The 12,218-nt window shown below is 65.9% G+C and carries 10 protein-coding genes and 1 tRNA gene; 7 read left to right on the forward strand and 4 right to left on the reverse strand.

What is annotated here, in order from left to right:
- Positions 1-181: 181 nt before the first annotated feature.
- The 4 genes from ACQ754_RS10970 to ACQ754_RS10985 all read left to right on the forward strand — a co-directional run bounded on the left by ACQ754_RS10970 (position 182) and on the right by ACQ754_RS10985 (position 3,337).
- On the forward strand, positions 182-1,489 hold the full coding sequence (locus ACQ754_RS10970) for a M18 family aminopeptidase (RefSeq protein ID WP_440997075.1): 1,308 nt from the start codon (positions 182-184) through the stop codon (positions 1,487-1,489).
- Positions 1,490-1,494: 5 nt separating this feature from the next.
- The gene (locus ACQ754_RS10975) at positions 1,495-2,475 is read left to right on the forward strand and encodes a biotin--[acetyl-CoA-carboxylase] ligase (RefSeq protein WP_440997076.1); all 981 of its coding nucleotides are present in this window, start codon (positions 1,495-1,497) and stop codon (positions 2,473-2,475) included.
- Positions 2,472-3,215: a type III pantothenate kinase gene (locus ACQ754_RS10980; protein WP_440997077.1), complete on the forward strand. Its 744-nt coding sequence runs from the start codon at positions 2,472-2,474 to the stop codon at positions 3,213-3,215. The genes ACQ754_RS10975 and ACQ754_RS10980 overlap by 4 nt, the downstream gene beginning before the upstream one ends.
- Positions 3,216-3,261: 46 nt before the next feature.
- Positions 3,262-3,337, forward strand: a tRNA-Thr gene (locus ACQ754_RS10985).
- A gap of 271 nt (positions 3,338-3,608) precedes the next feature.
- Here ACQ754_RS10985 and ACQ754_RS10990 read toward each other — a convergent pair.
- A complete protein-coding gene (locus tag ACQ754_RS10990) occupies positions 3,609-4,412 on the reverse strand; it encodes an NF038132 family protein (RefSeq protein WP_440997078.1) in 804 nt (267 codons plus the stop codon).
- A 325-nt stretch (positions 4,413-4,737) separates the two neighbouring features.
- On the opposite strand from ACQ754_RS10990, the gene ACQ754_RS10995 reads away from it, so the two are divergent.
- Positions 4,738-6,366 carry an FAD-binding oxidoreductase gene (locus ACQ754_RS10995; protein ID WP_440997079.1) on the forward strand — a complete coding sequence of 543 codons (1,629 nt, stop codon included), beginning with the start codon at positions 4,738-4,740 and terminating at the stop codon, positions 6,364-6,366.
- A gap of 149 nt (positions 6,367-6,515) precedes the next feature.
- A complete protein-coding gene (locus ACQ754_RS11000) occupies positions 6,516-7,313 on the forward strand; it encodes a PEP-CTERM/exosortase system-associated acyltransferase (protein WP_440997080.1) in 798 nt (265 codons plus the stop codon).
- Positions 7,314-7,368: 55 nt separating this feature from the next.
- Here the strand turns inward: ACQ754_RS11000 and ACQ754_RS11005 are convergent, their stop codons facing one another.
- The 3 genes from ACQ754_RS11005 to ACQ754_RS11015 all read right to left on the reverse strand — a co-directional run bounded on the left by ACQ754_RS11005 (position 7,369) and on the right by ACQ754_RS11015 (position 10,440).
- A complete protein-coding gene (locus ACQ754_RS11005; protein WP_440997081.1) occupies positions 7,369-8,274 on the reverse strand; it encodes a THxN family PEP-CTERM protein in 906 nt (301 codons plus the stop codon).
- A 205-nt stretch (positions 8,275-8,479) separates the two neighbouring features.
- Positions 8,480-9,565, reverse strand: a complete 1,086-nt coding sequence (locus ACQ754_RS11010) for a sugar-transfer associated ATP-grasp domain-containing protein (protein WP_440997082.1) — start codon at positions 9,563-9,565, stop codon at positions 8,480-8,482.
- An 89-nt stretch (positions 9,566-9,654) separates the two neighbouring features.
- Positions 9,655-10,440: an acyl-homoserine-lactone synthase gene (locus ACQ754_RS11015; RefSeq protein WP_440997083.1), complete on the reverse strand. Its 786-nt coding sequence runs from the start codon at positions 10,438-10,440 to the stop codon at positions 9,655-9,657.
- Between the two features lie 392 nt (positions 10,441-10,832).
- Here ACQ754_RS11015 and ACQ754_RS11020 point away from each other — a divergent pair, with 392 nt between their 5' ends.
- On the forward strand, positions 10,833-12,212 hold the full coding sequence (locus ACQ754_RS11020; RefSeq protein ID WP_440997084.1) for a TIGR03013 family XrtA/PEP-CTERM system glycosyltransferase: 1,380 nt from the start codon (positions 10,833-10,835) through the stop codon (positions 12,210-12,212).
- Positions 12,213-12,218 lie beyond the last annotated feature (6 nt).

Genomic DNA, 12,218 nt, shown 5'->3' on the forward strand with positions numbered 1-12,218 from the left:
TCGGAAGTGAAACCACGCCGCGCCGATGATAGTGCCGCCTCGCTGTGGTGCGAAAGTAGGTCATCGCCAGGCCCTTACCCCCAAAACCCCCGCCCCGGAAACACCGGGACGGGGGTTTTCTCGTTGGCGGTACGGTACTGCGGTATCATCGACGCAAACCCGGACGAGATTAAGAGACGCGATGGCGGATCAGGATTACACGCTAGCGGACGACCTCCTAGAGTTCATCGATGCGGCCCCTTCGCCCTGGCACGCGGCGGCGATCATGGCCGCCCAGCTCCAGGGCATGGGCTTCGAGGAGCTCCGGGAGGACACGGCCTGGACGCTGCGCCCTGGCGGTGACTACTTCGTGCGACGTGGTGGCGCCTCCCTCGTCGCCTTTCGGGTCGGGAGTGATCCCGCCGGCTCGGGGCTACGCATTATCGGCACGCACACCGATTCCCCTGGTTTCCGGGTCCGGCCGGAAGCCGCGGTCGGGACCGACAACGGTCCGGGGACGCTGCGCACCGTCGGTGTAGAGGTGTATGGCGGTCCCATCGTGGCCAGCTTTGCCGACCGTGACCTGGGCCTCGCCGGTCCGGTATGGGTGTCGGAGCCCGGCACCGTCGCGACGCCAAGGCTATTTTCGTCCCCCCATCCACTAGTGCGCTTGCCGAACCTGGCCATTCACCTCAACCGCGGGGTGAACGAGGAGGGGTTGAAGTTCCAGCTGCAGGATCAGTTGGCCCTGACCTTTGCCGAGAACGACGACGGCGCTGGGGAGGCCGGTCTGCGCGAATACCTGGCCGCGGAGCTCGGCACCACGGCGGACGCGGTCACCGCCTGGGAGCTGGCGGTTGCGGACTTGCAGCCCGGCACACGGTTCGGTCGGGAGCGGGAGTTTATTGCCAACAGCCAGCTCGACAACCTCGCGAGCTGCCACGCGGGCCTACATGCCCTTGTTAACGAGCGTCCGGCCCGGGGCGTGACGATGCTCGCCTGCTTCGACCACGAAGAGGTGGGCAGCGAATCTCACCGGGGGGCGGCGGGGAACTTCCTGCCGTCAGTGATGGAGCGCCTCCTGGCCGCGGTGGAGGCGCGCGATGCCGCCGGCGAGGTCGCCGCCCGCAGCTGGCTCGTGAGCGCGGATATGGCCCATGCCTGGAACCCGAACTTCCCCCAAGCCTACGACGCCACGCACGCGCCACAGGTCAATGGCGGCCCGGCGATCAAGCTCAACGCGAAGCAGCGCTACGCCTCGGACGGCGAAGGGGAGGCCTGGTTCCGGGCCGCCTGCGACCGTGTCGGGGTCCCCGTACAACGCTACGTGCACCGTAACGACATCCCGTGTGGCAGCACCATCGGCCCTATATCCGCGGCGCGGCTCGGGATACGGACCGTCGACGTGGGCAGCCCCATGTGGGCCATGCACAGTGCCCGTGAATCTGCCGGCGCCCGCGATCCGGCATATCTGGTAGCGGCGTTCCGCAGCTGCCTCGCGGAGGTGTAGTCCCGGTGGCGCGGCAAGGGCAAGGGGAGGGCGCCACCGACCGTGTCCTGGCCGTGCTCGCCGACGGTGCGGTCCATTCCGGCGAGGTGCTGGCGGCACAGGCGGGTGTCTCCCGTGCGGCGGTCTGGAAGGCCGTGGAACGGTTGCGCCACGCCGGCCATGACATCGAGGCCGTCCCGGGGCGCGGTTATCGGGCAGTGGCGCCCTATCCGCCGCTCGACAGGGCAGAGCTGGTGGAACGGCTCGCCATGGCCCCCAGAGAGCTGGATTTGCGCGTCTTTCGGGAGGTGGATTCCACGAATGCGGTCCTCCGCCGGGATCCGCCCCGGGAGGATCGGGTAGGGGTTGCCGTTGCCGAGCGCCAGACCGCGGGCCGTGGTCGCCGGGGGCGCGGATGGTGCTCGCCGCCGGGCGGCATCTACCTATCGGTATCCTGGCCCTATGCACACCTGGCGTGCGGCCCCGGCGGACTCACCCTCACCGTGGGGGTGTTCCTCGCCGAGGTCCTGCGCTCGCTGGGCATCGCGAGGGCGGGGGTGAAGTGGCCCAACGATATCTGGGTGGACGGGCGCAAGCTGGCCGGCGTGCTCACGGAGCTGGATGGCGATCCCATGGGCGCCTGCCGCGTCACCGTGGGTGTTGGGCTGAACTGGCGGGTCGGGGGTGGTTGGCCTGAGGACTTTGCCGGATCGGCCGTCGGTATTGCGGATCTGGCGCCCGGGTGCGAGCGCACACAAACCGCGGCTGCGATGCTGAACGCGGTGACCGAGGCCTGCCACACCGCCCCCTCGGCGGGTGAGCGCATCCTCGGTGCTCGCTGGCGCGCCGTCGATCTGCTCGCCGGGGAGGCGGTGATCGTCCGCATTGGTGACCGGGCCGTGGAGGGGCAGGCTCTGGGCATCGATGACGACGGTGCACTCCTGGTGGATAGCCCGGAGGGTCGGCAGCGGTTTGTGTCGGGGGATGTCAGCGTGAGGCCGCGATGATCCGGATGCTCTTTGATTGCGGAAACAGCCGCTGCAAGTGGGCCGTAGCCGACGGTATCCGCATACTGAGCCGTGGCGTGATCAGCGGGACGGGCGCGGAGTTTACGCGCCACCTGCGGCTTGCCGCCGACGACGTGCCGCAGCCCATGGAGGCGGCGGTGGTGTCTGTGGCTGGTCCGGATCATGTAGCGGCCATCGAAACCTTTTGCCGGCAGCAGTGGGGCCTGCCGTTGCGCCAGGTAGTAACACCATCCCGGGGTGGGGGGATCCGCGTTGCCTACCCGGAGCCCCACACACTCGGTACCGACCGGTGGGCGGCCATGGCGGGTGCCGCCACCAACGGCCAGCTGCCCGCCTTCGTGGTGGACTGCGGCACCGCGGTCACCATCGACGTCGTCGATGCGAGCGGGGACCACGAGGGGGGACTGATCGTCCCCGGGCTTTCCGCCATGCGGCGTTCCCTCTCCCGGGGCACCCACGCCCTGCCACCGGTCGCAGACGGCCCTATGCCGCTGCTGGCATCCAACACCCCGGATGCCATTCGCGCCGGTACCCTGCGGGGGCTGGCCGCGATGATCGATGGGCTCTACCGGGAAGTCGTGGCCTCACGCGACTCTGACCTCCAGCCCCTCCTGACCGGCGGCGATGCCGACACCCTTGTGGCCTATATGGCTACTCCCTTCACCGTCATGCCCGACCTCGTGCTCCATGGCCTGGCGGCATTCCTCGAGAAGGGATGAGCACCATTGCCCGACCGGCGCCCACTGGCTATGATCTCGCTAACAGGCTGGCGTAGCTCAGTTGGTAGAGCAGCTGATTTGTAATCAGCCGGTCGCAGGTTCGACTCCTGTCGCCAGCTCCATCAAAATCAATTTGTTACGCTACAATCTTCGCGCTCGCTCCCGCCTCTGCCTCTCTTATCGTCGCTTTGATACGGGTTTGGCAGCCAGCCATCGGTAGCCGCATCGGCGACGTTAGTCCCGTGTCCCCGGGCAGATCGCACATGAGGCGGGAGGGTGTTCACGGTGTGGGAGGGAGTACTGGCGTCGCAGACGCCGGGCGCCACGGATGCGGACCAGAAAGGCAACGAACCGGCACCTTGCGTGCCGGTTCGTCGCGGTTGCGTGTTCTGGCTATACTCCTCTCTCCCGCATCCGCATCAGCCCGAACAGCCCGAGCCCCAGCAACGCAAGCGATGTGGGCTCCGGGATTGGCGCTGGCCCCTGCCCGGGATCCTCCCCGATCGGCGTACCGGCAATGGTGGTGCCATCGAAGGCCATGCCGGATTGGTAGGCCGTGTCGCTCCAGTTCACGACACCGAACTGGAGCGCATAGTCGTCGGCGCCCGCGATGGTGAATGTCGCCTTGATCCAGCCGGTGTAGCCACAGCCGGTGGACCAGCAAGCTCCTGAAGATCCCGCCAACGGGGACCAGACGGGTCCTCCCGCGGTGATGGGCGTGGATGATGGGTCCAGCGTCGCTTCTGGCGTCGGCATGCCGAAACCAGGCACTGTGTCGCCTCCCACGGTGTCGCTGGTCCGGGCCGTAAACAGCGTCGCGACTTCACCACCCAGATCGTCGATGAGCCGCGCCCAGGCATAATCGGCGAAGCCGCCCCCGTCGGAGGTGACGTAGTTGAAGAAGAACTCCAGCTCGTCCCCCGCATCCGCGCTGAACAGAGGCGAGGTGATCATCGAGCCGGTGGTCTCGCCGCCAAGGTCCAGATCGTCGGTGGCGCTCGTCACGCCGCCGGCGGTCGACACCCATCCATATTGCGGGTCACCGAACGGCGACAGTGTCACCACGCCGTTTGCGCCCGAGGTCCCGCAGTCGCCCATGCAGGTCCAGTCGTCGATGACGATCGCGCTGCTCTCGACCGAAAAAGCCGCCAAGCCCGCCAGCGCAACGGCCCCTAGGGCCAGCTTTCTGAGTTTCATAGCTCGATGTCTCCCATACGTAGTCCATGATAGCGGCCCATGGCGGCGATAGGGGTTCCCGCTATTCTCCGTTATCGTAGTCGCGAATCGATCGGGACTTATCGGCGACGACATGGGCGCCATGGGGGAGCATGCAAGGGCCGTACCGGTACCGAAAAACGTTTGGTTTTTCGGACGTTTCTGGGTAGTTCAGGTCATTGATGGGAACCAGCCGTGTTTGGTGTGAAGAATTCCGACAGCGACCCGGGTAGGCCGGGGTGGGGCTTGGCATGGAGTTCGTCGCAATGCGGGGTGCAAGCCCGGTGGAGTCTACGCGAGGTGTGCGATGAGCATGACGGACTATTTGCAAACGGTTCGCAATGCCGTGGGCGACGATCGGGTCGACGCTGCGGATGCCGCGAACGAGCGCTATGGGGCCTCGACGGAAGGGGGGGAGACGGCGATCGCCGGCGCCATCCGTCCGGCGAGTGTCGCCGATGTGCAGACCTGTCTGCAGCTGGCTCAGTGTACCGGGGTCCCGGTCTATCCGGTCAGCACGGGGCATAACTGGGGCTATGGCTGTGCCCGGCCGGTGACGCATGGCTGTGTCGTTCTCGACCTCGCGGGCTTGAACCGTATACGGGACTGCGATGAGGAGCTAGGGGTGGTGACCGTGGAGCCGGGAGTTACCCAGGCTCAGCTCCACGCCTATCTCCGAGAACGACAGCTGCCCTTCATGGTGCCGGTTACGGGCGCCGGCCCGTCCTGCAGTATTGCGGCCAATGCGTTGGAGCGGGGCTATGGTATAACGCCTTATACCGATCACTTCGCGGCCGTGACGGCTATCGAGGCGGTTCTGCCGACCGGTGCGCTGTATCGCTCGACGTTGACGGAGATGGGCGGCGAGGAGGTCGATCGCCTGTTCAAGTGGGGGATCGGACCCTACCTGGATGGACTCTTCGCCCAGAGTGGCTACGCGGTGGTGGTGAGCACGAGCGTGGCGCTCGCCTGGCAGCCCGAGCGCCTGGCGGCCTTCTACTTCGCCGCCCGTGAGCACGCGACGATCGAGGACTTGGTGCCGGCGGTCTCTCGGGTCCTGCGCGAGCTCGGCGGTACCGTACCGGCGATCAATATTCTGAACCCGCAACGCATGCTCTCCATGCTGGCGCCGTTCCCGGCGGACGAGGCGGAGGATGGCGTATTGCCCCGGGAGGCGGTTGCCCGACTCTCGCGCCATCACGGGATCGAAGCCTGGAATGGGGTGGGTTCCATCCAGGGCAGCCGAGAGGTGGTCAACGCGGCTCGCCGTAGTGTCCGTCGTATCCTAAAGCCCGCCACCTCGCGGTTCGTGTTCATCACCCACGGGCGCCTGGACTGGATCGAGCGCGGCGCGCGCATGGTGCCGAAGCGTTTCGGGGGGCGTGCGAGGCGGCTTGCCGGAACGCTGCGTGCCAGCCTGAACGTCATGGGGGGAGACCCTAGCGAGGTCGCGCTGCCCTTGGCGTACTGGCGTTCCGGTGTTCGCCCGCCCGCCGGTACGTCCATGAACCCGGCGCGGGATGGCTGCGGACTGATCTGGTACGCACCCCTGGTGCCGATGCGCGGGGAGGCGGTGCAGCGGTATCTGCGGCTGCTCGAGGAGATCTGCCCACAGTACGGCCTGAACCCGCTGGTGACCCTCACGACCCTCAACGACCGCTGCTTTGACTCCACCGTGCCGTTGCTGTTCGATCGCGCTGATCCGCGGGCGGTCGCGCGGGCCCACGAGGGCTACCGTGCTCTTCTCGAGGCGGGGCGGTGCGAGGGGTTTCTGCCGTACCGGCTGCATACTGGGGCGATGGATCTCCTCCCCGGACTGGAAACCGTGAGCATGCACGTCAGCAATGCGATCAAGCAGGTGCTGGATCCGGGGGCGTGTCTCGCCCCGGGGCGTTACCTTCCGCCACGACCGGCGGGCCTCGATACCGGCCAGTAGCCCGGAGCGCCGGTTCGCGGGATTGCGACCCGCGTGCGATTTCCAGTTTGATCATCTTCGCAGCCCGCTGCCCGACGGCACGTTAGGGTTGGCACGTCACTTACTGGCGTACACCCCTTTGGTGCGCGCAATGGCCGGGGAACACATCCATGAGGTTGCAGGCGCCGGTTTCGCAACCGGGTTCGACTGCGGCCCCGCTGGGGGACGCGTGCGCGCTGTTCGAGCGCCACTTCGCCATTGAGATTGCGACAACGCCCGGGCAGCTCAACGAGGTCCATGCGCTGCGCTACCAGGTCTACTGTGTCGAGAATCCGTTCGAGGACGCGAGCCAGCATCCCGACGGGCGGGAGATCGATGCATTCGACGCCAACGCCGTCCATGCGCTCGTGCGGCACCGAGCGAGCGGCGTATGCTGCGGTGCCGTGCGACTGGTGCTCGCCCGCCCTGATGCCTCGATGCCCTTCGAGGAGCACGGCCATGATCACCTGTACCCGGATGCCCAAGCCGTGTTGCGGGCTGGCCCCCGTGAATGCTTCGCCGAGATCTCGCGATTCGCCGTGAGTAAGGCATTTCGGCGTCGCTGTGGGGAGATACACCAGCCACACGGCGTGGCAAGCGGTGTCACGTACACTGATTCGACGGATGGCCGACGACTCATGCCCCACGTGACCCTCGGGCTGTTCGCCGGGGTGGTGCGCCTGAGTGCGTTGCACGGCATTACCCACTGGCTCGCCGTGATGGAACCGACGCTGCTGCGGCTGCTGCGGCGTTTCGGTATCGGGTTGGCCGTCGCCGGCTCCGACGTGGACTACCACGGCCGCCGCCGTCCCACACTCTCGGACGCGCGCTCCGTCATCACCGAGGTCGGTGCCGTCCGGCCGGATGTCTGGTGGCTCGCCACCGGTGGCGGCCGGGTGATCCCCAGGGGTAAGGGGTGTCAAGAATGAAAACGCGAGGCGGCCCATGGGGCCGCCTCGCCAGGCTTCATCCCTTGATTCTCGATTAGCGCGAGCGGCGACGGCGACGTCCTGCCACGCCGATGCCGGCCAACCCCAGACCAAGCAGGGCCAGGGTCCCCGGCTCGGGAACAGCGGTGACGGTGAAGCCAAACCGCAGCTCGTTGGCCACGCCCTCCTGCGTTTGGAATCCCAGGCACCCGGGGTCCGCACCGGCGAGGCCGCAAGCATCCGGGCCCAGGGAGCTGACATTGCCGAGCGTCTCGAAGAGGTCGACGCGGTAGTTCGTCCCATCAAAGGTGAAGAACTGTGCGAAGCTCAGCGGTCCGGTGGGGACAAGGGGCGGTGTGTCACTGCCGGGTGTGATGCTGATGGCGAAGATGTCGTCGCAGCCGGAGTCGCTGGTGAACCCGCAGTCCGCCGGATCGCTCTGATTCAGGGTCTCGATGAAGTTGATGTTAAACCCAACCGACAGCGCCTCGTCGCTGCCGTTGGTGGCCGGGGTCAGTGTGAGGGTAGTGGCGAGGGTCGCCGTGTCGAGGATGTCGAAGTTGGCATCCAGACGGTTGTTAAAGTGAGTGAGAAGTGGGCCGAGACCGATGTCGCCGGTGCCTGTGTCAACGGAACCACTCTCGGTTGTGTTACCCACATCCCCGGCGCTAAAGGGGCCGGTCGGTCCGATGGTCAATGCGCTGCGGTTGGCGTTGTTGTTGTCCGTGGGGTTCTCGAAGTCACCACCGTCCGCACCCCACGAGATCAAGTCGCTTTGCTGCAGCTCCGTGCCGTTGCTGCCAGCATCGCCGGTTCCCGGGCCTGGCTCGAAGGTGGCGTTCGTAAACAGTGCGTTCGCATCATAGTTCCAGGTCGCCACGGGTGCTGCGTGGGCCGCGCCTGCGCCGAGCAGCGCCGCGGAGGCCAGGGCGACCGAACCCAATTGCCATTGCTTTATCATCGCTAGGTACCTCCTGTAAGGGCGGGGGCCGCGTCGGGGTGACATTCGCCGAGATTCGGGGTAAGGAGCCCTTCCGCCTACGTGAGCATCTAGCAATGCCTGTGCCGGCTCATGGAATTAATGTTATTTCAGTAAGTTAGATAGGCCGCGTGCTCGGTGCGCGGGTGGGTTGTAAACTCGCCTGACAAGCCCTGCGCCCGCCGCCTCACGGCCGAGTGAACCACGGAGCTACAGGGTCCCATGAACCATTGCCTTCCAGCAGCAGCGGTCCTTCCGGGGTGATGGCGATATCCCAGCCGATGGCCGACAGGGGCTGGAACCGCTCCGCCGCCCGTAAAGCCAGCGCGACAGCCGCCTTCCATGCCGGGACCTCGAAGCCGATCATCGTTACGCCCGAGTCGGGGTGGTACTCGAGCACAGAGGGCAGGGCGCCGGGACGTGGTGGCCCCACCACCCGATACAGGCGGCCATTCTCGTAGTCCGGATAGGCGAGCAGGTTGCCCGATTGGCCGGCGCGGAAGTTGTCCAGCACATTGCCGGCCGCCACCACTTTGAGGAATGCGAAGAGCACGCGGGCTGGCTGTCCGCTCACGGCAAGCGTGCAGATGCGCACGGTCTGTATGGCACGGCTTGCGGCCAGTGTGACCAGCGATGGGTGAGGGGTGAGCCGCGCCTGAAGGAGCAGCGCGTGGTCATTGGGTTGGTAGCGCGCATGCATCGTCGGCGCCGTGAGCGACTTGCGCATCTCCGAGGCCGCCGACGTCGCCGGCCAGCGCCCACCGACACTATCGACCAGTTCCCGGCCCTCCCGCCGAAACACGCGCACCCCGTAGCCCTTGAGACCGTATGAGGGCTTGACGACGAACTCCCCGGGCAGCGCATCGATCAAGGTCTCTAGGCGCTCAGGCGGTTCGTTGGGGTCGACGCCCGCCGGTGGTTCGATCCAGCGAATGCCCATGGCGTCGGCCACAGCGAATAGTTGGGCCACCGGGAGATTCGCTGCCCGGCAGGCGTGGTGGAAGGCGAGCTTGTCATCCACGCTCCGACTGCGATCGCCGTTCCAGTCGACAAGGCGTGGCCAGGTGTGCTCCTTGCTCCGATAGGCGCGAAGATCGGCCGCGCTCAGCCATGGGTCCAGCAGGGCGAGGGAGCGGACCTCGGTCGGCGAGAAATGCCCATAGGTGCACAGCCGGCCGAGGCGCAAGAGGGTGCGCGCCGGGTTCGCGCGGCGCGAGAGCGCGATGGCCGTGGCGTCGCGCAACAAGGAGTAGGATTCACGCAAACTGGACATGGCCGTTCTCCCTGCGCGCAGCGCTCCACCGGGTCACAGCGCGAGTTTAGTTGTTCGCCCGGGAAATGCGAGACGTTGCCAGTTCCCGGTCACCCCGCCATGGTGGCCTCGGCGGGAACACGGGTCACGGGTTGTCCGTGGTGCGAGCGGGGGGCCCGCGTCAGCGCCTGATTGTACGCGTAAGAGGCGTAGGCACCCTGGGTGTCGATGAGCTCCCGCGCCCATGGGAGCTCCTCCATGGCCGTCGCGACATGGGTGCTGAACGCACAGCGTTTACCCCGGTGGACGATCACCGGTCCGCAACGGGTCATGGGCAGGCCGAGGCCCCGCAGGACCCGCGCCAGTGCCGGGGCAATGAGGAACAGCACGTTGGGGATCTGTCGCTGTTGGCTGTAGTCCATCAAGGCGGCGATGACCGCCCGCAGAAGGCCACGCTGGTTGTGCCGATCATGGGCCAAGGGTACTGCGGCCAGGCGGGACACCTCCGCCACGGGCAGGCGGAACAGCTTTTGCTCCATGAGGGGGTCGAGGGCGTTGAGACGCTGAACCGGGAGCAGGGTCTGGGTGCTTGTGATCAGCCGGGCCGTGCCGCACCAGCGGTCGGATGTGCGGTCACGCACGAGAAAATGAGTCGCGAAACGGTCTGTCGAATCGCGTTCCTGTGGAACGCCGTCGACCATGAGTCCGGCCTCGTAGCCTTTCCGTTCGCAGTAGACCGAATGACGAAGTTGAAAGTGAAGGGCTCGGGCCTGGTGGGTGTCTGCAAGCAGCGTATGAAATCGGTGTTCAGGGTTCACGAATAATCCCCCGGGCAGCGTAGGTCGCGTTTTGGTGCCGCTCCCTGACTCCAGGATTGGGACTCCTGGCCACGCCATCCCTAGCTTTCAGCGCGCTCCATGTTCGGTGGGCATGATGGAGGTTGTCATCGCCGGCCGTCGCTTTTCTCTGAGATCAGCGTAATAGCGGGGCTCAGGGTCTGTCGCACGATGGCGACGGAGCGATGGCAAATCTGGGAATGGAATTTACTTCATTGGGTGAGTGCTTTTTACTCAAACAACGAAATAATTCCGCAGAAAACGTGGTCACGATCCGCCCATCGCCTGACGAACGGGAATCCTTGTAAAGAAGCTCGACTTAGCTATGATTCTGTGGAATCTGGAAATTGTGACTGGATCCACAGCATAGGTCCGTATAGTTCGTTCTAGCTCGTAACACACCTCGCTGGAACGAGCCCCCCGGTTGACGCAGCGACAGGTGAATCGTGGCTATGCAGCATGCGGGATTTCCCCATTACCACGGTGGGTTGTTGCCAGGGCTGGTGTTCCTGGACGCCGGCGTGTTGGCTGGTGCGGTCCACCTCGGCACGGCCTTGCGGTTTGGGGGGGTTGGTAACGAGTCGGTCTGGCTGCCGGCGTCCGTCTTTCTGACAGCGGGGCTCGTGGCCTTGGTGTCAACGGGCCTTTACAATCCGCGTCTACGTGACGGTGTCGGCGGCATCCTTCTCCGCATTGGTGTCGCCCTTGCCATGACCGCAGCCGTTTCCGGTGTCATCTTCTATCTGGTGCCGAACTGGGCGCTTGGTCGTGGCGCGTTCGCGCTTGCCCTGGTCTGCGCCTTCTTGGGCCTGGTGGCCACCCGCGTTCTCTATCTCGCTCTGCGCAATGGCAATAGCCGGCGGCGTGTCCTCGTCCTGGGGGCAGGCAAGCGGGCCGCGCACGTGCTGCGTTTCCGGCGCAGGACGGATTTCCTCGGGATCGACCTCGTGGGATTTATCCCTTTGGCCGGCGATTCTCCAGTGGTACCGGCGGATCGTTGCCTCCCGCTCCGAGGCGCCTTGCTCGATATGGTTCGGGATCTCCACGTCGATCAGCTCGTGGTTGCCGGTGACGAGCGTCGCGGCGCCCTCCCCATGGCGGAGCTGCTCGCCTGCCGCACCCACGGTACGGACGTGGTCGATCTCACCAGCTTCATCGAGCGCGAGATCGGCCTCCTCAAGCTCGATGCGCTCCATCCGGGATGGCTGGTCTTTACGCCAGGTTTCAACCGCCGGGTTTTTCGACGCTGGGTGAAACGGCTCTTTGACATCGTGGCCGCCGGCACAGGGCTGTTGCTTGCCGCACCGATCATGGGCCTCGTCGCGACCGCCATTTGGATCGAGAGTCGTGGCCGTGCTCCCATCCTTTACAGCCAGCTACGGGTCGGTGAAGCGGGGATCCCATTTGTCCTGCACAAGTTTCGCAGCATGCGCCCCGACGCGGAGGCCGATGGCCGGGCGCGCTGGGCAAGTGCCGAGGACCAGCGCATCACCCGTCTAGGGCGGCTGCTGCGTCGCTGCCGGCTCGACGAACTGCCCCAGCTGTACGACGTCCTCATCGGTCGGATGAGCTTTGTCGGGCCGCGCCCGGAGCGCCCCGAGTTCGTCACCCTGTTGGCTGAGCAGATTCCCTACTATCCCGAGCGCCACAAGGTGAAACCCGGCATCACCGGTTGGGCGCAGATCCGCTATCCCTACGGTTCCTCCGAGCGGGATGCCTTCGAGAAGCTCCAGTACGACCTCTACTACGCGAAGAACCATAGCCTGCTGCTCGACCTGCGAATCCTGGCGCAGACGGTGGAAGTAGTGCTTTGGGGGCGCGGGGCGCGATAAGGACGG

Origin of the sequence: Arhodomonas sp. SL1 (assembly GCF_052060015.1) — a bacterium.
Classification (GTDB): domain Bacteria; phylum Pseudomonadota; class Gammaproteobacteria; order Nitrococcales; family Nitrococcaceae; genus Arhodomonas.

Excerpts from the sequence above, each read along its gene's own strand:
- ACQ754_RS11010 (WP_440997082.1), bottom strand. The coding sequence starts at position 9,565 with ATGTCCAGTTTGCGTGAATCCTACTCCTTGTTGCGCGACGCCACGGCC.
- ACQ754_RS10980 (WP_440997077.1), top strand. The coding sequence starts at position 2,472 with ATGATCCGGATGCTCTTTGATTGCGGAAACAGCCGCTGCAAGTGGGCC.
- ACQ754_RS11015 (WP_440997083.1), bottom strand. The coding sequence starts at position 10,440 with ATGGCGTGGCCAGGAGTCCCAATCCTGGAGTCAGGGAGCGGCACCAAA.
- ACQ754_RS11000 (WP_440997080.1), top strand. The coding sequence starts at position 6,516 with ATGAGGTTGCAGGCGCCGGTTTCGCAACCGGGTTCGACTGCGGCCCCG.
- ACQ754_RS10970 (WP_440997075.1), top strand. The coding sequence starts at position 182 with ATGGCGGATCAGGATTACACGCTAGCGGACGACCTCCTAGAGTTCATC.
- ACQ754_RS10995 (WP_440997079.1), top strand. The coding sequence starts at position 4,738 with ATGAGCATGACGGACTATTTGCAAACGGTTCGCAATGCCGTGGGCGAC.
- ACQ754_RS11020 (WP_440997084.1), top strand. The coding sequence starts at position 10,833 with ATGCAGCATGCGGGATTTCCCCATTACCACGGTGGGTTGTTGCCAGGG.
- ACQ754_RS11005 (WP_440997081.1), bottom strand. The coding sequence starts at position 8,274 with ATGATAAAGCAATGGCAATTGGGTTCGGTCGCCCTGGCCTCCGCGGCG.
- ACQ754_RS10990 (WP_440997078.1), bottom strand. The coding sequence starts at position 4,412 with ATGAAACTCAGAAAGCTGGCCCTAGGGGCCGTTGCGCTGGCGGGCTTG.